This window comes from Brevibacillus sp. (assembly GCF_003521185.1).
In the GTDB taxonomy this organism is placed as follows: Bacteria; Bacillota; Bacilli; order Brevibacillales; family Brevibacillaceae; genus Brevibacillus; species Brevibacillus parabrevis.
Genome location: NZ_DOTK01000081.1, coordinates 1 through 22850 on the forward strand (window position 1 = coordinate 1; position 22850 = coordinate 22850).

Below are 22850 nucleotides of genomic sequence, written 5' to 3' on the forward strand. Positions count from 1 at the left end.
AGCGAAAAAACGGTGGTGCGAAGCGGAAAAAGCAGTACGAAGCGGAAAACCGATAGCGAGAAGCGAAACAACGACAGCGGGGAACAAATCACTGGGATTAGGAAGCTGCTCCCCCTGCTTACCGAGTAGCTAAACGAACGTACAGCCACACACCATACGTCTTTTTTGCGCCGCCGTTTCTCACCTCGCCCAGCTAGTGGGCATAAAGTGGATGGGAATATGATTGACAGCGATAAAAAGGCAGGTATAATCGTAGATAACTAAGTATTCCGAGTGAAATAGTATAGATTAAAAATGGGGAGTGAAGGTCACCAGTATGAACACCACAAAGGGCAATATTCAATCCATCCTGCAACGCATCGGGATCGTTGCCGTAGCTATCGCTTTGGGAGGATGCTCGGCTGCGTCGCAAGGAACAGGGACAAACGGGAGCGGGGAAGCGGGCGGCTCACAGACCGTCGAGCTGCTGAACGTCTCGTATGACCCGACCAGAGAATTTTATCAGGAAGTCAATGCGGAATTTGCCCAGGAGTGGAAGGCGAAAACCGGACAGACGCTCAACGTTAAGCAGTCGCACGGCGGCTCCGGCAAGCAATCCCGATCCGTCATCGACGGTTTGGAAGCGGACGTGGTGACATTGGCTTTGGCGTACGACATCGACGCGATCGCCGAGCAGGGACTGATTGCGGCAGACTGGCAAAAAAAGCTTCCGGAAAACAGCTCTCCCTACACGTCTACCATCGTTTTTCTCGTGCGCAAAGGCAACCCGAAGCAGATCAAAGATTGGGATGATCTGGTCAAACCGGGCATCTCCGTCATCACGCCGAACCCGAAAACTTCCGGTGGCGCCAGATGGAACTACCTCGCCGCATGGGGATACGCCCTGAAGAAAAATGGCGGTGACGAAGCCAAGGCAAAAGAGTTCGTGGGAGCCTTGTTTAAAAACGTGCCTGTGCTCGATTCGGGAGCGCGCGGATCGACGACGACGTTTGTCGAGCGCGGGATTGGCGACGTGCTGATCGCCTGGGAAAATGAAGCGTACTTGGCTGTGAACGAGCTGGGCAAAGACAAATTCGAAATCGTCAATCCGTCTCTCAGCATCCTGGCAGAACCTCCGGTGACCGTCGTCGACAAGTATGCGGAAAAGCACAAGACAAAAGAAGTCGCCGACGCCTACTTGCAATTCCTGTACACGAAAAAAGGGCAGGAAATTGCGGCGAAGCATTACTATCGCCCACGTTCCGCGGAAGTGCTCAAAGCGCATACGCCTGCGTTTCCTGAAATCGAAATGTTCACAATAGATGAACTTTTTGGCGGCTGGACAAAAGCTCAACAAACGCACTTCTCCGACCAAGGCGTCTTTGATCAGCTGTACAAACCGTAATCCAGTCCATAACCTATCCTGCCATCAGAGGAGTTAGCTCCATGAGAAAATCATTTTTGCGCAGGGGGTTCCTGCCGGGCTTTGGCATGACGATGGGCTATACCATCATCTATTTGAGCCTCTTGGTATTAATCCCCCTGTCCGTCCTTTTTTTGAAGGCCACTACCATGAGCTGGGAGCAGTTCGTGGGAACGATCCTCGATCCGAGGGTGATCGCTTCGATTCGCGTCAGCATTCTCACGTCTTTTTTCGCCGCTTGTGTCAATGCGGTATTCGGTGTACTGGTCGCCTGGGTGTTGACCCGGTACGATTTTTTTGGCAAGCGGATCATTGACGGAATTGTCGATCTGCCTTTCGCCTTGCCGACAGCGGTAGGCGGGATTGCGCTCACCTCCATCTACGCCGAAAACGGCTGGATCGGGCAGTATTTGGCCGAGTGGGGCGTAAAAGTGGCGTATACGCCGATCGGCATCTGGGTTGCTTTGACCTTTATCGGGCTGCCGTTTGTCGTGCGAACCGTGCAGCCTGTCTTGCAGGACTGGGACTTGCAGATGGAGGAAGCGGCTGCGACGCTGGGAGCCACGCGGTTTGCCACGTTTACCCGCGTCATTTTGCCGCATTTGCTGCCAGCGATCATTACGGGCTTTGCCCTCGCTTTTGCCCGGGCGCTTGGCGAATACGGCTCTGTCGTCTTTATCTCCGGAAACATGCCGCTCAAGACGGAAATCGTGCCGCTTTTGATCATGACCAAGCTGGAGCAGTTCGATTACGCGGGAGCTACCGCCATTGCAACCGTCATGCTCGTCGCATCGTTTGTCATGCTTCTGCTCATTAACTACTTGCAATGGCGAATCAACAAGTTCGATGCGGCACGATAGGAGGTGGGACAAATGAAACATGTAACCGAGCCAGCCTACGTTCGCTGGAGCTTGATCGCAGTCGCTTTTCTGTTTTTGGGCCTGTTTCTCATTTTGCCGCTGATCGCCGTGTTCACTGAGGCGTTCAAGCAAGGGGCGGGTGTTTTTCTGGCTGCGATTGCCGAGCCGGAAACGCTGTCTGCGGTCAAATTGACCTTGCTCGTAGCGGCGATTAGCGTACCGCTGAACGTCACGTTTGGGATTGCCGCCGCTTGGGCGATTGCCAAGTTTTCGTTTCGCGGCAAAAATGTGCTGCTTACGCTGATTGATCTGCCTTTCGCCGTGTCGCCAGTCATCGCCGGGCTGATTTTCGTCCTGTTGTTCGGCAGTCAGGGGGTTGCTGCGCCATGGCTGGCTGCGCTTGATCTGAAAATCATTTTCGCGGTGCCTGGGATCGTGCTTGCGACGACTTTTGTGACGTTTCCGTTCGTGGCCCGCGAGCTGATTCCGGTGATGGAAGCGCAGGGCAAAGACGAGGAAGAAGCGGCTGTATCGCTGGGAGCGAGCGGCTGGAAAACGTTTTGGCGCGTCACGCTGCCAAACGTCAAATGGGGGATTTTGTACGGCGTGATCCTCTGCAACGCCAGGGCGATGGGGGAGTTTGGCGCGGTATCGGTCGTCTCCGGCCATATTCGCGGCATGACCAATACGCTGCCGTTGCACGTGGAGATTTTGTACAACGAGTACCAGTTCGCCGCTGCGTTTGCCGTCGCAACGCTGCTCGCTGTGCTGGCGCTGGTCACGCTCGTACTGAAAAGCTTGATCGAATGGAAAACCGAGCGGAAGTCCAAGGCGGAAGAGGATTATTACTTTGACGCGTCAGGGGAGAAAGCAGGATGAGCATAGAAGTTGTCAACATTACCAAGTCGTATAAAAATTTTACCGCGCTGGAAAATGTCAATCTGCACATACCCGAAGGGGAGCTGGTTGCGCTTCTGGGGCCTTCCGGTTCAGGCAAAACGACCTTGCTCCGGCTGATTGCCGGGCTGGAACAGGCGCAGCAAGGAAGCATCCTGTTCAACGGCGAGGACAATACGAACCGCGATGTCCGCGAGCGCAAAGTCGGCTTCGTCTTTCAGCATTACGCCTTGTTTCGGCACATGAACATTTTTGACAACATCGCGTTCGGGTTGACGGTGCGTTCACGCAAAACCAGACCGAGCAAGGAAGAAATTCGCGAAAAAGTGCATTCATTGCTCAGGCTCGTGCAATTGGAAGGGCTGGCGCACCGCTATCCGTCGCAGCTGTCCGGGGGGCAGCGTCAGCGCGTGGCGTTGGCAAGAGCGCTTGCGGTCGAGCCGAAGTTTTTGCTGCTGGATGAACCGTTTGGCGCCTTGGATACAAAAGTCAGACAGGAGTTGCGGCGTTGGTTGCGGCACTTGCATGGAAAGCTCGGCTTGACGATTTTGTTCGTCACCCACGACCAGGAAGAGGCGATGGAGCTGGCTGATCGCGTCGTCGTCATGAACGAAGGGCGCGTCGAGCAGGTCGGTTCTCCCGAAGAAATTTATCTCAAGCCAGCCAACCCGTTTGTGTACAGCTTCCTGGGGCGCGTCAATCTGTTTCGCGGACGCATTCAAAACGGGCGGATCAAACTGGGCGAGGCGGAGTTCACAGCAGAGCAAGGTGTCAGCGAAGGCCCGGCGATCGGCTACATGCGTCCGCATGATGCGGAAGTGTCGCTGCATCCGCCACAATCAGCTGCCGCTACGGCTGTTCAGGCGCATATCGAGCGGATTACGCTGCTCGGCCCGCTCGTGCGTCTGGAGTTGAGGCGCCTCGATACGAAAGAAGTGTTTGAAGCGGAGATGGGCCGGCAGCGCTTCCTCGAACTTCTCGTGGAAGAAGGCGACGTCGTGTATGTCACCCTGAACAATTTGTCCATCTACGTGGAATCCGAACTGCAATCTGTACCGACACCTGCCTTGACTCCCGTTCACGTCACCGTTTGATTTCGCACTTCGCACTCCGCCATTCGTCATGGCAAAAACCAGTCTGCCGTTTACTCATCAGCAGACTGGTTTTTGTGTGAGGAAACGAACCTCAACGAATTTTACTCGCCGCGCTGCTTGGAGCGGGTTTCTTCTTTGCCTACAGTAGTGGAAGATCTGGTTTGCGAAGGATTTTCCTTGTTTCCCATCTCATTTTTCACGCCGTTTTTCTTGGACATAACCCCAACCTCCCTCGCTCGAGATACAGAGACATCACATAATGTGCCCGAGCGCCCTGATTTTTATTTGTCCGGGATTTTCTGGTAAAATAGACAAGGTGGAGGAGGGGAGATTGTCACGTATTTGTCGGCCGACGCCGGAGAAGCGCGCGGCGTTTTCGCCCGATATTTTTTGCAAAATGCAGCTATCTCTGATAAGATAAGTGTTTGAACGATTCAAAAAAGGCAGGTATTGCGACGATGATAAGCACTCAGAACGTGACGCTGCGCTACGGCAAACGCGCACTGTTTGAAGATGTATCGATTAAGTTTACCCCTGGTAACTGCTACGGCCTCATCGGTGCGAACGGTGCCGGGAAGTCTACGTTTGTCAAAATCCTCTCCGGAGAGATCGAGCCGACAAGCGGACACGTTTCGGTGACACCAGGCGAGCGTATCGCTGTGTTGAAACAGAACCACTTCGAGTTTGACGAGTATGAAGTTTTGAAAACGGTCATCATGGGCCACAAGCGCCTCTATGAGATCATGGAAGAAAAGACTGCGCTCTACATGAAAGAAGACTTCTCCGAAGCGGACGGCAACCGTGCCTCCCAACTGGAAGGGGAATTTGAAGAGCTGAACGGCTGGATGGCGGAAGCAGATGCAGCGAGCCTTTTGATCGGTTTGGGCATCCCGACAGACCTGCACGACAAGCTGATGAAAGACCTGTCCGGTACGGAAAAAGTACGGGTATTGCTCGCGCAAGCGCTGTTTGGCAACCCGCACATCCTGCTCCTGGACGAGCCGACGAACCACTTGGATATCGAGTCGATTCGCTGGCTGGAAAACTTCCTCGCCGATTATGAGAACACCGTCATTGTCGTATCCCATGACCGTCACTTCCTGAACAAAGTGTGCACGCACATTGCGGATATCGACTTCGGCAAGATTCAAATGTACGTGGGGAACTACGACTTCTGGTACGAGTCCAGCCAATTGGCGCTGAAGATGGTTCGCGATCAGAACAAGAAAAAAGAAGAGAAGATGAAGGAACTCCAGGAGTTTATCGCGCGTTTCTCCGCCAACGCTTCCAAGTCGAAGCAAGCGACCTCGCGGAAAAAGCTGTTGGAGAAAATTACACTGGAAGACATTCGTCCGTCCAGCCGTAAATATCCGTTCATCAACTTCAAGCCGGAGCGCGAAGCAGGCAAAAATTTGCTCGCTATCGAAGGCTTGAGCAAGACAGTCGAAGGCGAGAAGCTGTTTAAAAACTTGCACCTTGTCATCAACAAGGGAGACAAAGTAGCGTTTGTCGGACCAAACGAGCTGGCAAAAACGACTTTCTTCCAAATTTTGATGGGCGAAGTACAGGCAGACAGCGGTTCTTTCGAATGGGGCGTAACGACTTCGCAAGCGTACTTCCCGAAAGACAACGCTGAATACTTCAACTCCGAGCTGAGTCTCGTGGATTGGCTCCGTCAATACTCGAAAGAGCAGGATGAAACGTTCATCCGCGGCTTCCTTGGCCGCATGCTGTTCTCCGGCGACGAAGCGCTGAAAAAAGCAAACGTGCTGTCCGGAGGCGAAAAAGTTCGCTGCATGCTGTCCAAAATGATGCTGGCGAGCGCAAACGTCCTGATCATGGATGAGCCGACGAACCACTTGGACTTGGAATCCATCACAGCCTTGAACAACGGCTTGATCGATTTCGACGGAACCTTGCTGTTCGTTTCCCATGACCACCAGTTCGTGCAAACGATCGCCAACCGCATCATCGAGTTCACTCCGAAAGGCGTTATCGACAAGATGATGACGTATGACGAGTACCTCGAAAGCGACGAGATCAAGCGTCTTCGCGACGAACACTACGCGTAAAACCTGCTTGTTTCCATAAAAAATCCCGTGTCAAAGGCAGTAGTCAGATGCCAGACACGGGATTTTTTGCGTGGGTCAGTTCGGGGGTGCTGCTTCTTCAACGAACTCGATTTTGTTCAAAAAAGCTTCCTTGCTTGAGAAAATGACGCGTTCCTTGCGCGGCAACGTAAAGAAAACAACGATGTACTGATCATCTATGTATTCGACGATTCCTCGCTTTTTGGGCCGTTCCTTCGTCTTAACCGGCTTGTTCAGCCACTCATCCATCTACATTCCCCCTAAGTCGCTCTGTTGCCATTATACCAGCTTAGCCTTTGGCAAAACCAATCGATTGCACCGTCATGGCGATGCGCAGCAACAGCAAGTCATGGCCGTGATCCGGGTTTAAGCCCGTCAGTTCGCGAATGAGCGCCAGCCGATATTTGATCGTATTTTTATGCACGTACAGCCGTGACGCCGCTTCTGCGTGATTGCCGTCCACTTGCAAAAAGATGTGAAGCGTATCCAGCAGTTGCCCGTTTTTTTCGCGATCGTATTCGTTGATTTTGTCCAAGTATTCCTGAGCGAGCAAGCGTGCCTCTCTGTCCGGCTGCTCGGCAAACAGGATGCGCTCCAGCCCGAGGTCGTGAAAAGCGACGATGGTGGTATTCGCTGCTGCCTTGGCATCAAGCCCGCGCATCGCCGCACGAAAGCTGATTTGCGCCTCGCGATAGCTGGCAGCAATGCCCGTGTGTCCGGCGTGAAACCGCCCCAGGCCGACAAACACGCGCTGTTGCCACGAAAAAGCGAGCAAAGCAGCGAGAACTTGTTTGGTGCTGGTCAGGCAAGCAGTGGAATCACTAGAGCCACTGGCTGTCGGGATCAGCAGCACGATGCGGTTTTGCTGATCGAGTCCCAGCAAAATGGCGTCATCAAGGGCGGACAGGGAAGGAGTCAGAGCCAAAAGCAAGTCGCGGTTGTCGTTCCAGTTCTCGATCCCTGTCCGCTCCAGAGGGGAGACGCCGAGAACAGCGACCGTGTAGTGATCGGCGAGCTTCCAGCCTACCTCATCCGCTTTGCGCGTGAGCACGTCTCGCGCGTGCATCTGATCGCTTAGCAACAGCTGCAAAAAGTCATTGCGAAACCGCTGGTACGTCTCGTTTACGGAACGCTGCCGCTCGATTTCCAGCGACAACAGGGCGGCGCTTTGCTCGATCGCGACTTTTTCCCAGGCGTATAAATCTCGTTCGATGATTCCGGTGCAGATCGCGCCTTGTACGTTCCGCTCCTGAAGCAGCCAGCGCACGTGACGGCCATCTGCCCTTTTGACGAGCGGATTTTTCAGCATGGAAGGCGAAGCGGCTTGTCCGAGCGGGATGTCGTGCCCCTCGTCGGTTGCAAAGCCAAAGCCGCCAGGGGGAGCGTCAGGCGAAGCGGCCCACTTCCATCTCAGGCTCGGCACTTCGATGCTGATCGGCGTTTGCAGCAAGTCTGCGAGCAGTGCCGCGAGCTTGGACACCGGATCATTGGCAGTCAGATGCAGGTGAAACCGCTCGTAGATCGCATGTGTGCGATTCAGCTCAAGGCGCTGTTTGTCGTTGATGTACTGCGTGACAGGCACGATGACGTCCGACCACGCTTTATCCATCGGAAAGGACAAAATCGGCATTTGCCTTTTCGCGGCGTGGGCGAGGACGGCAGCAGGCACGCTCGCCATGTAGCGGCCGAGTTTGATCGCCAGACCAGGCGTTCCGATGGCAGCCAACTCGTCGATCAATTGAATCAAGGTAGCTTCACACGTATTTTGGCGGATCAGAAAAGGAAAGCCTGTCGTCAGCACAAATTCGCCTGCGCGCAGCCATCTGTGTCCATCCGGCGAGTCAAACGAGGTAACCCCAAGCAGTTCTTTGTCGAGAAAGTCTTCCCCGGCAAGCACGGATGCTTTCGTAAAGCCTCCAACTTCGATCAGTTCACGGACTGTTATCACGCCATTTCCCTCCGTCTTTCAATGCTTTTGGCTCAATAAACAAAAGAACGCGCTGTTTTCTGGTCAGCAGGACAAAGGAGAAAATTGAATTTTTCGATAATAATAGAGTACATGTCCAAAGCGCGCGCAGGCAATGGGACAAATCGAGTAAACAGGGGGATCTGCATGAAAGCAAGAGATTGGCTTGGAGTCGTGCCGTTTATCGGCATGCTTGGCGGAGTGCCGTTTGTGAACCGGGTGGAGCCTTATGTGCTGGGCATGCCTTTTGTCTTGTTCTGGATTGTCCTGTGGGTTGTACTGACTTCTGTCATTATGGCGGTCATCCATCAACTCGATCCGGCTACAAAAGAGGAGGAGAGTTCATCATGAACATTGCTCTGCTGATCATTTTTGCCTTCCTGCTGCTGTCGTTCTACTCCGGGATTCGCGCACGCCAAGGCAAAGACATGAACATGGAGCAATGGACAGTAGGCGGCAGAGGGTTTGGCTCGATCTTTATTTTCCTGCTGGTCGCCGGGGAGATTTACACGACGTTCACCTTCCTCGGAGGGAGCGGCTGGGCTTACTCCAAAGGAGCGCCGTCTTACTACGTCCTGTCCTACATTTCGCTTGCCTACGTCATCTCCTACTGGCTGTTGCCCCCGATCTGGCGCTATGCCAAAGAGCACAAGCTCGTTTCCCAATCCGATTTTTTCGTGAGCAAGTACAACAGCCCGATGCTGGGGATTCTCGTCGCCGCCGTTGGCGTGATCGCGATCATTCCTTACCTCGTGCTGCAATTCAAAGGGCTGGGCATCATCGTTTCCGAAGCCTCGTACGGCACGATCTCGCCAGCAGCCGCTGTCTGGCTCGGAGTCATTGCCGTTACCATCTACGTCATGCTCTCCGGCATCCACGGCTCGGCCTGGACGGCGGCGATCAAAGACATCATGATTTTTTTCGTGGTCGTTTTTCTCGGGATTTATTTGCCGTATCACTATTACGGTGGCATCCAGCCGATGTTTGCAGCCGTGCATGCGGCTAATCCGGGCTTTTTGACCTTCCCGACAGAAGGGCTTAGCACCTCCTGGTATATTTCTACCGTACTCATCACGGTTTTTGGTTTTTACATGTGGCCGCACACGTTCGGTTCCGTGTTTTCCGCCAAAAACGAAAACGTGTTCCGCAAAAATACGATCATGCTTCCGCTGTACACCTTGATGCTGCTGTTTGTGTTCTTCGTCGGCTTTACGGCGATTTTGCAAGTGCCCGGCTTGAAAGGGGCAGATGGGGATTTATCGCTTTTGCGTTTGTCGCTGAAGACGTTTGACCCGTGGATCGTCGGCATCATCGGCGCGGCTGGGCTGCTGACGGCTCTCGTTCCAGGCTCGATGCTGCTGATGACGGGAGCGACCCTTTTGGCGAAAAACGTCTACAAAGTCATGGCGCCAGCCACCTCGGATGTCCAGATCGCCAAAGTCGCCAAGCTGCTCGTTCCGGTTTTGTCGCTCATCTCGCTGTACTTTACGCTCAGCGGCGGAGACACGCTCGTCACCTTGCTGTTGATGGGCTACAGTCTGGTGACCCAGTTGTTTCCCGCTTTGCTGTTCAGCTTGGGCAAACAGCCGCTCGTCAATAAATACGGGGCGTTTGCCGGAATTGCAGCCGGAGTGTTGACGGTCGCCTATACGACGGTCTCGCAGGCGACGCTCGCGACGCTGTTTCCGCACTGGCCTTCCGTCATCCAGGATCTGAACATCGGGGTCGTGGCGCTGCTGGTGAACATCGTCGTGATGTTCGGCGTGACGCTTATCACCAAACCGCTGTTCGTCAACGGACAGCAGGCGGCCAATACGGAAGGAACGCCTACGTTCAAATAAAGCAAAAGGCCCAAACACGGCTGACGACAAAAAGGAGGAAATGAAATGGCAGAAACGGTGTTTCTCAATGGACATGTAGTGACAGTGGATGCAAACAATCGGATCGCAGAGGCGGTAGCTGTCAGAGAGAACCGCATTGTCGCGGTCGGAACGACGGAGGAGATCAAGCGCTGGATCACCCCGCAGACAAACGTGATCGATCTGCAAGGCAAAAGCCTTTTGCCAGGCTTTATTGACGCGCATTTGCACATGACGATTTACGGCACGAACAAATTGGGGGTGGACTGCAAGGCGCGCGGCATTCGCTCGATTGACGAACTGCTCGCCGCACTCAAAGAGCAGGCGCAAAAAACCCCGGCGGGCGAGTGGGTGCGAGCGTGCGGATTCGATGAAAACGGGATGGCAGAGCAGCGCTATCCCACTTTGGCCGAGCTGGACGACGTCTCGACCGATCATCCGATTTTTGTCATGCGCACTTGCGCCCATCACAGCGTGGTCAACAGCAGGGCACTGGCGCTTGCCGGCTACGATCGGCACACGCCTGACCCGCAGGGCGGACGGATTGACCGCGATGAGCGTGGGAACCTGACAGGCTTTTTGGTCGAGACGGCACACATGAAAATGTTCGAGCAGGCTGCCTTTTCCGAAGCGGAATACAGGGAAGGGCTGCGGCTGGCTTCGGAAGACTTTGTGGCGGCAGGAATCACCAGCATACACGACGCGGGCGGGTATGGCCCTGAAAACTTCCGGGCGATGCAAAAGGCGGTGCTCGCCGGAGACGTCAAGGTGCGCATCTACGCCATCGTCTGCTCGTTGAACCAGTCGGAGGAATTTGTGCGGCGGATGATCGACGCGGGAATGGTGACGGGTACTGGCGATGAGCGCTTTCGCATCGGCCCGGCGAAAATTTTCACAGATGGAGCGAGCATTGCGCCGACGATGGCGATGCGCGAGCCGTTCACCAGTCGCCCCGACGATTGCGGAATCCTCTACTATGAGCAGGACGAGTTGAATACGATTTTGGGAGAGGCCCATGCAAAAGGGTTCCAGATTACTGCCCATGCACAGGGAGATCGTGCGATTGACATGCTGCTCACTTGCTTCGAAGCCGCTCTCGCTGCCCATCCGCGCGAAAATCACCGCCACCGGATCGAGCATGCAGGCGTCTCTTCTCCTGACTTGCTTGCGCGGATGGCGAAACTCGGTGTCGTGCCGATCCCGAACCCGGCGTTTATTTACGACCATGGCGATTCGTACGTGCGAAATATCGGGGAGCGGGTTCGCCACATGTTCCCGGCCAAGGATCAGTTTGCGTGCGGAATCGTGGCCGCAGGCGCTTCGGACAGCCCTGTTACCGATTTTAACCCGCTGATCGGGATTCATGCGGCGGTCAACCGCCAGAGCAAATCGGGCCAATCGGTGGGAGCCAACCAGCGAGTGAGTGTGCCGGAAGCGATCCGCATGTTCACCTGGAACGGGGCGTACGCCAGCTTTGAGGAAGGGCAAAAAGGCAGCATCGAACCTGGCAAGCTGGCTGATCTCGTCGTGCTCAGCGGCAATATTCTCGCCACTCCGCATGACCGGATCAAGGAACTGAAGGTCGAACAGACGATGATCGACGGCAAGCTGGTTTACCAAAGACAAGACGAGGAGGTTATCCAGTCATGAATGAAAAAGCGAGGACGCTTGCGATCAACGCAGAACGATTGCGCAAACGGATCGAGGCGCTGGCCCAAATCGGCAAAATCGGCGAGACGGGCGTATGTCGGCTGGCTTTGTCCACAGAGGATCGGGCAGGGGTGGACTTGGTGCGCTCGTGGATGGAGGAAGCGGGACTTGCTGCCAGGGTGGATCATTTTGGCAACCTGATCGGGCGAATGGCGGGGAAAAGCCCGGAAGCGCCTGTGCTGATGATCGGCTCGCACATCGACTCCCAACCGTACGGCGGCAGATTCGACGGCGTGATCGGCGTGTTGGGCGCTCTGGAAGCCGTGCAGACGATGCGCGAACAAGGGATCGTGCCGCAGCAACCGATCGAGGTGGTCGCGTTTTGCGACGAGGAAGGCTGTCGGTTTCAAAAAGGCTTGTTCGGATCAAAAGGAATTTTGGGACAATGGGCTGAGGAAGATTTGGCGCGAGCCGACAAAGATGGCGTGACACGCAGGGAAGCGCTCGTCGCCTTTGGCTGCGACCCGGATCGGTTGGCCGAATCTGTCTATCCGGAAGGCAGCATCGGGGCTTACCTGGAGCTGCATATCGAGCAAGGCCCTGTGCTCGATGGCGCAGACGAGCCGATCGGCATTGTCTCCGGGATCTCCGGCCCGCTCTGGTGGACGGTGGAGCTGACGGGCTTTGCCGGACATGCCGGATCGGTGCCCATGCCGATGCGAAAAGACGCCTTGGTCGGCGCAGCGAAGGTCATTCTCGCGGTCAATGAGCTGGCGAAGCTCGACCCTGCGGCGCCTACTGTCGGCACGGTAGGGCATTTGCAGGTGTTTCCTGATTCGCGCAACATCATCCCGGAGCGCGTGCGTTTTTCCGTCGATTTGCGCGACATCGACCTGGCCCGGCGCGACGATCGGGAAAAGGCGCTGCGCGAGGCGATCGCGACGGCAGCAGAAGAAGGCGGCCTGCAATACACGATTACCGAAGATACGAACAGCGACCCTCGCTACTGTGCGGACTGGATCAAGGCGATCATGCACGAAGAGAGCCGCGCACTCGGCCTAGAGCCGCGGGAATTGATGAGCGGCCCGTTTCACGACGCCCTGGCGTTATCGTACGTATGCGACTACGGGATGATTTTTGTCCGCTGCAAAGACGGAATCAGCCATAACCCGCAAGAGTTTTCCACCTACGAGGATATCGCGCTCGGGACAGAGCTGCTGTACCAAACGGCGCTGCGCATGAGCGCGAGCAGCTAGACGGACACCGCGCCGCGGCCGCACAAAAAATCGCCTGCCGATCCACTGGCAGGCGACTTTTCGTGAAGCGAAACCTTTGCGGCGCATGGAAAGGAAGACTTTGCCGATCGTTTTTGATATATTTTAAGGATAAGAAAACAGGAAGGAAGAATGCAATGAAAATGCGCGTTTCCGCTGTGCAGTACCACTTGCACACGATACATAGTTTTGCAGATTTTGCGAATCAGGTCGAGCACTACGTTCGCAACGCCGATGAGTACGAAACCGAGTTTCTGCTGTTTCCCGAGCTGTTCACCACCCAGCTGATGTCCATTGGCGATGAGCAGGGACGCGCTTTGCCGATTACCGCGCTGCCTTCGTTCACCGAGCGGTACGTCCAGCTGTTTTCTTCCTTGGCGGCCAAGTACAACATGCACCTGATCGGGGGCACGCACATCATCGAGGAGAACGGCAAGCTGTACAACACGGCTTTTCTGTTCTACCCGAATGGACGAGTCGGCCAGCAAAAGAAAATCCACATCACCCCGTGGGAAGTCAAAGGCTGGAACATGGGCGCGGGCGACTCCCTGCAAATTTTTGAAACCGACAAAGGCAAAGTCGCGATGATCATTTGCTACGACATCGAGTTCCCAGAGTGGGTGCGGATTGCCAAAGCGCGCGGAGCGGATGTCATTTTCTGTCCGTCCTGCACAGACGATCGCCACGCCTTCCATCGCGTGCGCTACACCAGCCACGCGCGCACGATCGAAAATCAGGTGTACGTCGTGCTGACAGGCACAATCGGTTCGCTGCCGACTGTCGACTTTATGCGCGCCAATTTTGGCCAGGCAGCGATTCTGACGCCAAACGACGTGCCGTTCCCGCCGCGCGGAGTGCTTGCCGAAGGGGAGATCAACCACGACATGCTCGTGACTGCCGACCTCGACCTGTCGCTTTTGTATGAAGTGCGGGAAAAAGGCTCCGTGACGACCTGGCGTGACCGCCGGACAGACTTGTACACCGATTGGAACTAGCGTCAGCGCACGTAAGGAGGATGGCAATGTACCGCAAAGAGCTGTATGTGTTTGAAGGGGACAAGCCGCGCAAGGCTGTGATCCGCAACTACAACCGCTCCGACTTTTTCGAGCTGATTCAGATTCAGGCGGAGAGCTTTCCGCCGCCGTTTCCATCCGAGCTGTGGTGGAACCAGGAGCAACTCACCAACCATATCACGCTGTTTCCCGAGGGCGCGATTTGCGTTGAGGTAGACGGAGTGCTGGCCGGATCAATGACGGCGCTGCTCGTGTCGTTCGATCAGGCGCACCCCGAGCACAAATGGGCGGACGTGACGGACGACGGCTATATCAGGAGCCACAATCCTGGCGGCGACACCTTGTACATCGTGGACATATGCATTCGGCCAAGCCACCGCAAGCTCGGACTGGGACAGCTGATGATGCAGGCGATGTATGAGCTGGTTGTGCAAAAAGGCTTGACGCGCTTGCTCGGCGGCGGAAGAATGCCGGGCTACGGACGCTATGCGAACCGATGGACGCCAGAGCAATACGTGGAGCATGTGGTTTCGGGCGAAGTGAAAGACCCCGTCATCACGTTTCTGATGCGCTGCGGGCGCGTGCCTGTGCAGATCGTGGCCGATTATTTGGAGGACGAGGAATCCCGCAACTACGCCGTGCTGATGGAATGGAAAAACCCGTTTCTGGCACGATAAGCCAAAAGAGAATCATTTTTCAGGAGGACGAAACCGATGGAATTTGTACGCATTCAACATATCGACAACCCGCTGTTCGCCAACATGCACCGCTTGATGCAGGACGTTTTCCCGCCGGAGGAAGTGCTTGACTACGATCTGTGGAAAGAACCGCTCGAAGACCCGTCCATCCGCGTGTTTGTGGCCGTTCATGAAGGAGAAGTGGTAGGCGCTACCGAATACCGTTATTATCCGGACATGAACGTCGCCATGACCGACTTCACTATCATTGGCCGCGAAGGACTGGGAGTGGGCCGCTTCCTGGCGAGAGAGCGCCAAAAAGACTTGCTCGCGCTCGCTGCGGAAAACGGCAAAGAACTGTACGGCATGTTTGCGGAAATTTACGACCCGTACCGCGTGGAAGAGCACAGCTTCGGCGGCATCAAGCCGATGGACCCGTTCGTTCGCCGCGAAGTGCTGTCCCATCTCGGCTACAAGCGCACCAATTTCCAATACGTCCATCCATCCTGGCAAAACGACGGAGAAGCAGTCGCAGGACTGGACCTTGGCTTCATGCCGACCAATGAAGAGCAAACCACGCTGGAAGCTGATTTGATCGTCACTTTCCTCAAGCGCTACTACGCCGTCCTCCCGCAAAAGCCGCAAGCTTGGCTGGACATGGTCGCAGAGCTTGAAAGCAAAGACAGCGTGGAGCTTTTGCCGATCTAAACGAAACGATCTGACAGCAAGAACCGACACTCCTGTGGGGCTATTCATCGTGGCTTCACGGGAGTTTTTCTTCTACCGCCCCCAACATTGTCCATAGAGGAGGGAAGAGAGTGAATGCGCCAAACCTCGCATCCATTCTTCTCTACATAGCCGTCCTGCTCCATCTGTTGCTCATGAGCGGCTGGGTCAGCGCGAAAATGTCTCAGCCCATCCAGCTTGCGATGCTCGCTTTGATGCTGCTCGCCCTGTCCGTCTTGCGGAAAAAGAAGCGAAAAACGAAGCGCCGGACCAGACGGCCGCCAGCAGAAGTGGCTGCTCTCGTGGACCGTGCCGAGGAAGGAGAGCCAGGCCAATGATTAGCGACATTCACATTCAAGCCATCCTCGATGCTTCTCATGACGGGATCATCGCAGTCGACCACGACTATACGATCATCTGGGTCAACCAGAACGCGACAGAAATACTCGGGTTGCCGTCCCATGTCGTCGGCGAAAAAATAACCCGTTACATCCCGAACTCGGACATGTTGCGCATTTTGGCGACCGGAAAAAAGGAAATCGGTGACATTGCTACCGTGCTGAATCGGCAAATTATTATCAATCGGCTGCCGATTGTCGTGAACGGAGAGATTGTCGGAGCTGTCTCGACCTTTAAAGAGATTACGGACATTCAAAAAATGGAGATGCGCATTCGCAAACAAAGCATGGAAAGCGGCTTGGAAGCCAAATTCCGCCTGGAAGATATCGTCGGGCATTCCAAAGCGATGCAAGAGGCGAAAGAATGGGCCGAAACGTTTGCCAGAACGGATGCGACTGTGCTGATTCAAGGGGAGTCAGGGACAGGCAAGGAGTTGTTCGCCCAAGGCATTCATCTGAGCAGTCAGCGAGCGACAGGGCCGTTTATCGCGGTGAACTGTGCCGCGCTTCCGGGCAATCTGCTGGAGAGCGAGCTGTTCGGTTACGAAGAAGGGGCATTTACCGGAGCGCGAAAAGGCGGGAAGCCCGGCCTGTTTGAGCTGGCTCACGGAGGGACGCTGTTTCTCGACGAGATCGGGGAAATGTCCATCACGATTCAGGCATTGCTGTTGCGCGTCCTTCAGGAAAAAAAGGTGCGCCGGGTCAGCGGCGAGCGAATCGTGCCTGTCGATGTGCGCATCATTGCCGCAACGAATCGGAATCTGGAGCAGATGATGGAAGAAAAGCTGTTTCGCTCCGACCTGTACTATCGGCTGAACGTGCTGACGTTGGAGCTGCCGCCTTTGCGCGAACGCACGGAGGACATCCCGCTTTTGATGGAGGCCATCATGGAGGAAATCGCACAGCGAGGAGACAGGCGGCTGCAAGGCGTCGATGAAGCGGTGTACCATTTTCTCGGGCAATACGACTGGCCGGGGAATGTGCGCGAGCTGCGCAATGTCGTGGAACGGATGGTGCTGTTGTGCAAAAGCGACTACTTGCGGCTGGAAGACACGCAGTTTCTGTCCAAAAAACTCGCCCGCAAACAAGCGCTCAGACAGCAGCAGGATGATGAGGAAGAGATGATTCGCAAGGTTCTGGAAGCGACAAAAGGAAACAAGCGAGAAGCAGCGAAGATGTTGGGAATGGATCGCACGACGCTGTGGAGAAAGATGAAGAAGTATGAGGAATGGAACTAATGTTGCAAACGCAACGGAAATGATGCTGGATGCAACAGGTGAGCCAACAAAATTTGTGTAATTTACAGAAAATTTAAAACATAAAGACTTGGCACGGGAGTTGCTTACTTTCAAGGCATAGCATACATACGCACACCCGTGGAAAGGGAGGGAAGCACATGTCTATGGAGCCTATCATACGTGTTGAAAACGTCTCGTTTGCCTACCAGGTGAGTCAGGACCAGCAAATCCCGGTGCTGCAAAACATCTCTCTCGAAGTGTACCCCGGTGAGTATTTGGCGATCATCGGGCACAATGGGTCTGGAAAATCGACGTTGTCCAAACACCTCAACGGCATTTTGACGCCAAAAGAGGGCGATGTCCTGGTCAATGGCATCAACACGAAGGAAAAAGCGCGGATTCACGAAGTGCGCAGCCGCGTAGGAATGGTGTTCCAGCATCCTGACAATCAAATTGTGGCGACGATTGTGGAGGATGATGTCGCATTTGGCCTGGAGAACATCGGGGTAGGCTTGGAGGAAATGAAGGAGCGGGTCGATTTCGCTCTGGAAGCGGTCGGGATGAGTGCTTTTCGCCATCGTCCGCCGCATCATCTGTCCGGCGGGCAAAAGCAGCGGATCGCCATTGCCGGCATTCTCGCGATGAAGCCGCAATGCCTCGTTCTCGATGAAGCGACGAGCATGCTCGATAGCTACGGCCGACAGGACATCCTGGCAGTCGTTCGCAAGCTGCACGGGGAAGGGATGACGATTGTGACCGTCACACACCACATGTCAGAGGTGGCGGAGGCGGACAGGGTCGTTGTGATGGAGGGCGGCCAAATCGTGCTGGAAGGAACGCCGCGAGAAGTGTTCGCGCATCAGGACAGGCTGCGCGAGCTGCATCTGGACGTTCCGGACGCAAGCCGGATCGCCGCACTGGTTCATGCGGAGCTGCCAGCGTTTGCCCCCGATCTGATCCACAATGCGGAAGTCGTGGCGGAAGTCGACCGCCTGTACGTCAGACAGGCGGAGGCGAGCGGGTCATGACACAGCCGATTGTAGACGTGCAAAAGCTGTCCCATGTGTACATGCAAGGAACCCCGCTGTCGCATGTGGCGCTGAATGAAGTCAGCCTGCAAGTGCAAGCGGGCGAGTGCCTGGCGATCATCGGTCATACAGGCTCCGGCAAATCAACCTTGATCCAGCATTTCAACGGCTTGATTCGGCCGCAATCAGGGAAAGTCATCGTGAACGGCATGGATGTTTCCCAGCCGAAAATCGACATTCGTTCCTTGCGCAGACAAGTCGGCCTCGTTTTTCAAAACCCGGAAGACCAGCTGTTCGAAAAGCTGGTCGGAGACGATGTGGCCTACGGTCCGTTTAAAATGGGACTTCCGCTGGAAGAAGTGAAAAACCGCGTGAAATGGGCGATGGACCTCGTTGGCCTGAACTTCCAGGAAATGAAGGATCGGCCGACCTACGCACTGAGTGGCGGTCAAAAGCGCAAGGTCGCGCTGGCTGGCGTTCTGTCTTTGCAGCCAAAAGTGCTGGTGCTCGACGAGCCTACCGCTGGTCTCGATCCCCGTTCCCGCCTGGAACTGCTCGGGCGAATCAGACGCTTGAATCGCGAAGAAGGACTGACGGTAATTTTTGTTTCCCACAACATGGAAGAGGTATCGCAGCTCGCGGACCGCGTCTACGTGATGGCAAATGGCAAGGCGGTCTGCGAAGGAACGCCGCGGCAAATTTTCGGAAACCAGGAGCTGCTGCGCGAGCATCATATCGGCACGCCGGAATCGGTCGATATTTTGTACCGTCTGCGCGAACGCGGCTACGACATCAATCCGGGAGCGTTTTTGCCGGAAGAAACCGCCTGCGAAATTTTGAAGCTGATCCAACGCTAGGGAGGGGAGTCCATGTCTGCGGAATTTGAATTGACGCGCAATATTACCATCGGCCAGTATTTGCCGACTGCTTCTGTCGTGCATCGCCTCGACCCCCGGTTCAAGCTTGGCGCTTTTGCCATCCTGATCGTAGCGATTGCCATCTGCAACACATACGTCGGCAACCTGTTTGCGCTGGCGGTGTGCCTGTGGCTGTTCCAGGTATCGAAAATCCCGCTGCACTACGGCATTTCCGGCATCAAGCCAGCGATTCCGTTCATCATTATTTTGGCCATCATGCAATTGCTTTTTTACGGCGAGATCGCCAATGGCGGCACAGTCTACTTCCAGTACGGCATTATCTCGATCTCCAGCGAAAGCATCCGGCTCGTCATCGTCTCGGCGATGCGCTTCGTGGAAGTGATTTTCCTCTCCAGCGTGCTGACGCTGAGCACCTCGACGACCGAGCTGACACACGGGATGGAGCGGCTTTTGGGGCCGTTGGAAAAAGTCAAGTTTCCCGTCCATGCGTTTGCCTTGATCATTACGATCGCGATTCGCTTCGTCCCGACGTTTGCGATGGAAATGGAAAAAATGATGAAAGCGCAGGCTTCGCGCGGCGCAGACTTCGGCACGGGCGAGTGGTGGCGGATCGTGCAGCGCACCAAAGACATGTTCCCGATCATCATCCCGCTATTCAATGTCGCGCTGTCCCGCGCCGAGGATCTGATTTTGGCGATGGAAGCAAGGTGCTATATGCCAGGTGCATCCCGGACGCGTTATACGCAGTACAAGGCCAAAGGCATCGACTATGCGGCGCTGGTTGCAAGCGTAGTCATTTCCGTCGTCATGCTGGGGATACCGTGGTAGTATTCGGGAGTTCTCCCTACAGAGGGTTCCATATCAATCGCAGGTAAAAGGAGGAGTAAGCATGGAAAAAGGATTGACCGTACGCAAGATCGTCATTGCCGGGGTTCTCGGAGCGATTGCGATTTTGCTCGGGGTGACGCGCCTCGGCTACATTCCTGTTCCTACGGCGGCAGGCAATGCCACCATCATGCACATCCCGGCAGTCATTGGCGGCATCATGGAGGGCTGGGGCGTTGGAATGATCATTGGTCTCATTTTTGGAGTTTCTTCCTTCCTGAACGCCACTGTTCCGCTCTTTAAAGATCCGCTGGTAGCGATCCTCCCGCGCTTGTTTATCGGGGTGACGGCGTATTTGACCTACGTCGGGTTGAAAAATGTCAACCAGTACCTCGCCATTGGCGCAGCCGGATTCATCGGAGCGTTGACGAACACCGTCCTGGTGCTCGGGCTGGCCGTAATTCGCGGCTACATGCCATTCGGGGTAGCGGCGACGGTTGCCGTTACGAACGGTTTGCCGGAAGCGGTCGTTTCCGTGATCGTCACCTTGGCGGTCGTGGCAGCGTGGAAAAAGCTTGGAAGCTCCGGGAGACAAAAATCAAAAATTTCAGGAGATTTTTAGCCAATGACAGGAACGATTGTCGACGTGCCAGGCGTCAAAGTCGGGCACGCCCAAAACGAAGAAGCATTGACAGGCTGCAGCGTCATTTTGCTCGACAAGCCGTCTGTCTGCGGCGTGGATGTCCGGGGTTCTGCCCCGGGCACCCGCGAGACGGATTTGCTTGACCCGCTCAATCTCGTGAGCGTCGTGCATGCCATCTGCCTTTCCGGAGGCAGCGCGTACGGCCTCGACGCCGCCACAGGGGTTATGCAGTATCTAGAGGAAAAAGGCGTTGGTCTGGATGTTGGCTACGGGGTCGTGCCCATCGTGCCTGCTGCGGTTTTGTTTGATCTTGCCGTCGGGGATCATCGGGTGCGGCCGGATCGCCACATGGGCTATCAGGCGGCAGCGGCGGCGACTTCGGAAGCGGTCAGCGAAGGAAATGTCGGCGCGGGTACAGGCGCTTCGGTGGGCAAGCTGAACGGGTTTGCCAACGCGATGAAAAGCGGTCTGGGCAGTGCTTCGCTAAGCTTGCCGAACGGTCTGGTCATCGGTGCGCTCGTCGCAGTCAACGCGGTCGGGCATGTGATGGAGCCAAAGACGGGCGAGATTCTCGCAGGCCCTTTGGATGAGCACCGCGAGATTCGCGACAGCGTGGACATGATGCTCCAACACGCTTTTTCCCCGATTCCCCCGGGCACGAACACGACGATTGCCGTCGTCGCCAGCAATGCGAAGCTGACCAAGGCCGGGGCGCAAAAAGTCGCGCAAATGGCGCACGACGGGCTTGCCCGCACCATTCGGCCGATCCATACGATGTACGATGGCGACACGATTTTTTCCGTCGCGACAGGAGAGATGGAAGCTGCGGTAGATGTAGTGGGAGCCTTGTCGGCAGATGTGCTGGCTGCGGCTGTCGTGAACGCGGTCAAGGCGGCGAAAGAAGCGGGCGGTCTTCCGGCCTACAGCAGCTTTCACAACTGACGAAAACAGAAAACAGCCTATTGATCACGCATAGGGACGCAGGGGAGGAGACGGTCTGATGAATCAGGTAATATCCTTTGTAGACGAGCAAGAGGTTGTGCGCTTGACGCAGGAGCTGGTGCGGATTCCGAGCGTGTTTCGCCCGGAGCAGGCGGGGGCAAACGAGGAGCGGGTCGCTTTGTTTGTGGCCGATTACCTGCGCAAGATGGGGCTGCAAGTCTTTTACGAAGAAGTCGTTCCAGGACGTCCGAATGTCATCGCTTTTTACGACTCGGGCAGACCGGGGAAAACGTTGCTGTTCGAAGCGCATACCGACGTCGTGACAGAAGGCGATCGCGATGCCTGGAGCTACGATCCGTTCGGTGCGGCTATTTCCGGCGGGCGGATTTACGGACGGGGCGCGTGCGATACAAAAGGAAACCTCGCCGCCGCGATTTGCGCGGTCAAGGCCATTCAACGTTCCAAGGAAGCGTTTGCGGGCAAAATTTTGTTGTGCATCCCGTGCGATGAAGAAGGCATGATGATCGGGATCAAGGACTTTATCAAAAGGGGCTGGGCAAAAGGCGTCGATGCCGCCATCATCTGCGAGCCGGAAGAAAACCAGCTGTGCATCACCCAAAAAGGAGCGATGCGGGCGATCTTGCGTACATATGGCAAAATGGCGCACGGCGCGATGCCGCTGACAGGGATCAATCCCAATACGCGGATGGCCCGAGCCATCGTGGCCCTGGAAGAGCTGGAGCGCCGGGAGATGGCGAGACTGGGCGAGCACCCGATGCTTGGCTGGCCGAGCATTACGCCAACGATTGTTCAGGCGCCGGTCAAAGGCGATGCGCAAATCAACGTCGTGCCCGATCAGTGCATGACGACGCTGGATATTCGGACTGTTCCCGGACAAGAGCATGAACGGCTCCACGAAGAGATGCAAGCGATTTTGCAAGCGTTGGCCAGAGAGGACGACAAATTCAAGGCGACACTGGAAGTCATCGAGGAGCGTCCGTGGACGTTGACCGCGATGGAAGCGGAAGTCGTCACGTCCGTTGCCAGCGCCTACCGCGAGATCACCGGAAAGGCACCGATTTACAACGGAGTGCCGGGAGCGACGGACGGAACCTTTTTGCACAAGGCCGGAATCCCGATCTTGACGACCGGAGCGGGCGATCGCCACATTCCGCATCATGCCGATGAGTACGTGGACATTGATGAGTTGGTGGAATCGACTCAGCTGTTTGCCTTGTCTGCCTTGACCTTCTTGACACAGCCTGTCCGTGCGTGAGAAAAAGCTGACTTTGCCAAAGCGTGTGGCAAAGTCTTTTTCGCGTTGCAATTTGATAAAAACTTGCTTAATCTATCCAAATTTTTTTACAATAGAGACTGATACATACGCAAG

General features: G+C 55.4%; 22 protein-coding genes. 20 read left to right on the forward strand and 2 right to left on the reverse strand.

The features are described 5' to 3' along the window. Positions 1-316 precede the first annotated feature (316 nt). The 5 genes from DEP07_RS24880 to DEP07_RS24900 all read left to right on the forward strand — a co-directional run bounded on the left by DEP07_RS24880 (position 317) and on the right by DEP07_RS24900 (position 6325). Positions 317-1384: a sulfate ABC transporter substrate-binding protein gene (locus DEP07_RS24880; RefSeq protein WP_122963482.1), complete on the forward strand. Its 1068-nt coding sequence runs from the start codon at positions 317-319 to the stop codon at positions 1382-1384. Positions 1385-1425: 41 nt separating this feature from the next. Continuing rightward, the gene (cysT, locus tag DEP07_RS24885) at positions 1426-2262 is read left to right on the forward strand and encodes a sulfate ABC transporter permease subunit CysT (RefSeq protein WP_141254161.1); all 837 of its coding nucleotides are present in this window, start codon (positions 1426-1428) and stop codon (positions 2260-2262) included. Positions 2263-2274: 12 nt separating this feature from the next. Further along, a complete protein-coding gene (gene cysW, locus DEP07_RS24890) occupies positions 2275-3141 on the forward strand; it encodes a sulfate ABC transporter permease subunit CysW (RefSeq protein WP_141254163.1) in 867 nt (288 codons plus the stop codon). Then, on the forward strand, positions 3138-4253 hold the full coding sequence (locus tag DEP07_RS24895; RefSeq protein ID WP_122963481.1) for a sulfate/molybdate ABC transporter ATP-binding protein: 1116 nt from the start codon (positions 3138-3140) through the stop codon (positions 4251-4253). The genes cysW and DEP07_RS24895 overlap by 4 nt, the downstream gene beginning before the upstream one ends. Before the next feature lie 458 nt (positions 4254-4711). After that, a complete protein-coding gene (locus DEP07_RS24900; protein WP_287103181.1) occupies positions 4712-6325 on the forward strand; it encodes an ABC-F family ATP-binding cassette domain-containing protein in 1614 nt (537 codons plus the stop codon). Between the two features lie 75 nt (positions 6326-6400). Here the strand turns inward: DEP07_RS24900 and DEP07_RS24905 are convergent, their stop codons facing one another. Beyond that, positions 6401-6592, reverse strand: a complete 192-nt coding sequence (locus DEP07_RS24905; protein WP_063227034.1) for a hypothetical protein — start codon at positions 6590-6592, stop codon at positions 6401-6403. Between the two features lie 40 nt (positions 6593-6632). Next, positions 6633-8291, reverse strand: a complete 1659-nt coding sequence (locus DEP07_RS24910; RefSeq protein ID WP_122963479.1) for a PucR family transcriptional regulator — start codon at positions 8289-8291, stop codon at positions 6633-6635. Positions 8292-8456: 165 nt separating this feature from the next. Between DEP07_RS24910 and DEP07_RS24915 the strand changes: the two genes are divergently transcribed. From DEP07_RS24915 to DEP07_RS24985, 15 genes are all read left to right on the forward strand, one after another. Further along, entirely contained in the window at positions 8457-8660 is a 204-nt protein-coding gene (locus DEP07_RS24915) for a DUF3311 domain-containing protein (RefSeq protein WP_063227036.1), read from the forward strand. After that, the gene (locus DEP07_RS24920; RefSeq protein ID WP_287103182.1) at positions 8657-10150 is read left to right on the forward strand and encodes a sodium:solute symporter family protein; all 1494 of its coding nucleotides are present in this window, start codon (positions 8657-8659) and stop codon (positions 10148-10150) included. The genes DEP07_RS24915 and DEP07_RS24920 overlap by 4 nt, the downstream gene beginning before the upstream one ends. 45 nt (positions 10151-10195) lie before the next feature. After that, positions 10196-11818, forward strand: a complete 1623-nt coding sequence (locus tag DEP07_RS24925) for an amidohydrolase (RefSeq protein ID WP_173598820.1) — start codon at positions 10196-10198, stop codon at positions 11816-11818. Further along, a complete protein-coding gene (locus DEP07_RS24930) occupies positions 11815-13074 on the forward strand; it encodes a M20 family metallo-hydrolase (protein WP_173595859.1) in 1260 nt (419 codons plus the stop codon). Before DEP07_RS24925 ends, DEP07_RS24930 begins: the two co-directional genes overlap by 4 nt. 155 nt (positions 13075-13229) lie before the next feature. Further along, positions 13230-14087, forward strand: a complete 858-nt coding sequence (locus DEP07_RS24935; protein WP_287103183.1) for a carbon-nitrogen hydrolase family protein — start codon at positions 13230-13232, stop codon at positions 14085-14087. Positions 14088-14113: 26 nt separating this feature from the next. Beyond that, positions 14114-14782 (forward strand): GNAT family N-acetyltransferase, encoded by a 669-nt coding sequence (locus DEP07_RS24940; protein ID WP_287103184.1) that lies wholly within the window; start codon positions 14114-14116, stop codon positions 14780-14782. 36 nt (positions 14783-14818) lie between these two features. Continuing rightward, a complete protein-coding gene (locus tag DEP07_RS24945) occupies positions 14819-15490 on the forward strand; it encodes a GNAT family N-acetyltransferase (protein ID WP_242771654.1) in 672 nt (223 codons plus the stop codon). Positions 15491-15600: 110 nt separating this feature from the next. Then, on the forward strand, positions 15601-15846 hold the full coding sequence (locus DEP07_RS24950; RefSeq protein ID WP_287103185.1) for a hypothetical protein: 246 nt from the start codon (positions 15601-15603) through the stop codon (positions 15844-15846). Further along, on the forward strand, positions 15843-17144 hold the full coding sequence (locus DEP07_RS24955; RefSeq protein ID WP_122963471.1) for a sigma-54 interaction domain-containing protein: 1302 nt from the start codon (positions 15843-15845) through the stop codon (positions 17142-17144). The genes DEP07_RS24950 and DEP07_RS24955 overlap by 4 nt, the downstream gene beginning before the upstream one ends. Before the next feature lie 158 nt (positions 17145-17302). Further along, positions 17303-18172, forward strand: a complete 870-nt coding sequence (locus DEP07_RS24960; RefSeq protein WP_173595864.1) for an energy-coupling factor transporter ATPase — start codon at positions 17303-17305, stop codon at positions 18170-18172. After that, positions 18169-19029: an energy-coupling factor transporter ATPase gene (locus tag DEP07_RS24965; protein WP_122963469.1), complete on the forward strand. Its 861-nt coding sequence runs from the start codon at positions 18169-18171 to the stop codon at positions 19027-19029. The genes DEP07_RS24960 and DEP07_RS24965 overlap by 4 nt, the downstream gene beginning before the upstream one ends. A gap of 12 nt (positions 19030-19041) precedes the next feature. Continuing rightward, entirely contained in the window at positions 19042-19878 is an 837-nt protein-coding gene (locus tag DEP07_RS24970; RefSeq protein WP_173595865.1) for an energy-coupling factor transporter transmembrane component T family protein, read from the forward strand. 61 nt (positions 19879-19939) lie between these two features. Next, positions 19940-20497 carry an ECF transporter S component gene (locus DEP07_RS24975; protein WP_122963467.1) on the forward strand — a complete coding sequence of 186 codons (558 nt, stop codon included), beginning with the start codon at positions 19940-19942 and terminating at the stop codon, positions 20495-20497. A gap of 3 nt (positions 20498-20500) precedes the next feature. Continuing rightward, on the forward strand, positions 20501-21460 hold the full coding sequence (locus DEP07_RS24980) for a P1 family peptidase (protein ID WP_280648334.1): 960 nt from the start codon (positions 20501-20503) through the stop codon (positions 21458-21460). Positions 21461-21518: 58 nt separating this feature from the next. Beyond that, positions 21519-22736 (forward strand): M20 family metallopeptidase, encoded by a 1218-nt coding sequence (locus DEP07_RS24985; protein WP_122963465.1) that lies wholly within the window; start codon positions 21519-21521, stop codon positions 22734-22736. Positions 22737-22850: the final 114 nt, after the last annotated feature.

Bases quoted from the DNA above. Each gene is read 5' to 3' on its own strand.
- DEP07_RS24960 (WP_173595864.1), top strand. From the start codon at position 17,303: ATGTCTATGGAGCCTATCATACGTGTTGAAAACGTCTCGTTTGCCTAC.
- DEP07_RS24900 (WP_287103181.1), top strand. From the start codon at position 4,712: ATGATAAGCACTCAGAACGTGACGCTGCGCTACGGCAAACGCGCACTG.
- DEP07_RS24980 (WP_280648334.1), top strand. From the start codon at position 20,501: ATGACAGGAACGATTGTCGACGTGCCAGGCGTCAAAGTCGGGCACGCC.
- DEP07_RS24895 (WP_122963481.1), top strand. From the start codon at position 3,138: ATGAGCATAGAAGTTGTCAACATTACCAAGTCGTATAAAAATTTTACC.
- DEP07_RS24925 (WP_173598820.1), top strand. From the start codon at position 10,196: ATGGCAGAAACGGTGTTTCTCAATGGACATGTAGTGACAGTGGATGCA.
- DEP07_RS24930 (WP_173595859.1), top strand. From the start codon at position 11,815: ATGAATGAAAAAGCGAGGACGCTTGCGATCAACGCAGAACGATTGCGC.
- DEP07_RS24935 (WP_287103183.1), top strand. From the start codon at position 13,230: ATGAAAATGCGCGTTTCCGCTGTGCAGTACCACTTGCACACGATACAT.
- DEP07_RS24965 (WP_122963469.1), top strand. From the start codon at position 18,169: ATGACACAGCCGATTGTAGACGTGCAAAAGCTGTCCCATGTGTACATG.
- DEP07_RS24955 (WP_122963471.1), top strand. From the start codon at position 15,843: ATGATTAGCGACATTCACATTCAAGCCATCCTCGATGCTTCTCATGAC.
- DEP07_RS24985 (WP_122963465.1), top strand. From the start codon at position 21,519: ATGAATCAGGTAATATCCTTTGTAGACGAGCAAGAGGTTGTGCGCTTG.
- DEP07_RS24940 (WP_287103184.1), top strand. From the start codon at position 14,114: ATGTACCGCAAAGAGCTGTATGTGTTTGAAGGGGACAAGCCGCGCAAG.
- cysW (WP_141254163.1), top strand. From the start codon at position 2,275: ATGAAACATGTAACCGAGCCAGCCTACGTTCGCTGGAGCTTGATCGCA.
- DEP07_RS24970 (WP_173595865.1), top strand. From the start codon at position 19,042: ATGTCTGCGGAATTTGAATTGACGCGCAATATTACCATCGGCCAGTAT.
- DEP07_RS24915 (WP_063227036.1), top strand. From the start codon at position 8,457: ATGAAAGCAAGAGATTGGCTTGGAGTCGTGCCGTTTATCGGCATGCTT.
- cysT (WP_141254161.1), top strand. From the start codon at position 1,426: ATGAGAAAATCATTTTTGCGCAGGGGGTTCCTGCCGGGCTTTGGCATG.
- DEP07_RS24880 (WP_122963482.1), top strand. From the start codon at position 317: ATGAACACCACAAAGGGCAATATTCAATCCATCCTGCAACGCATCGGG.
- DEP07_RS24945 (WP_242771654.1), top strand. From the start codon at position 14,819: ATGGAATTTGTACGCATTCAACATATCGACAACCCGCTGTTCGCCAAC.
- DEP07_RS24975 (WP_122963467.1), top strand. From the start codon at position 19,940: ATGGAAAAAGGATTGACCGTACGCAAGATCGTCATTGCCGGGGTTCTC.
- DEP07_RS24920 (WP_287103182.1), top strand. From the start codon at position 8,657: ATGAACATTGCTCTGCTGATCATTTTTGCCTTCCTGCTGCTGTCGTTC.
- DEP07_RS24905 (WP_063227034.1), bottom strand. From the start codon at position 6,592: ATGGATGAGTGGCTGAACAAGCCGGTTAAGACGAAGGAACGGCCCAAA.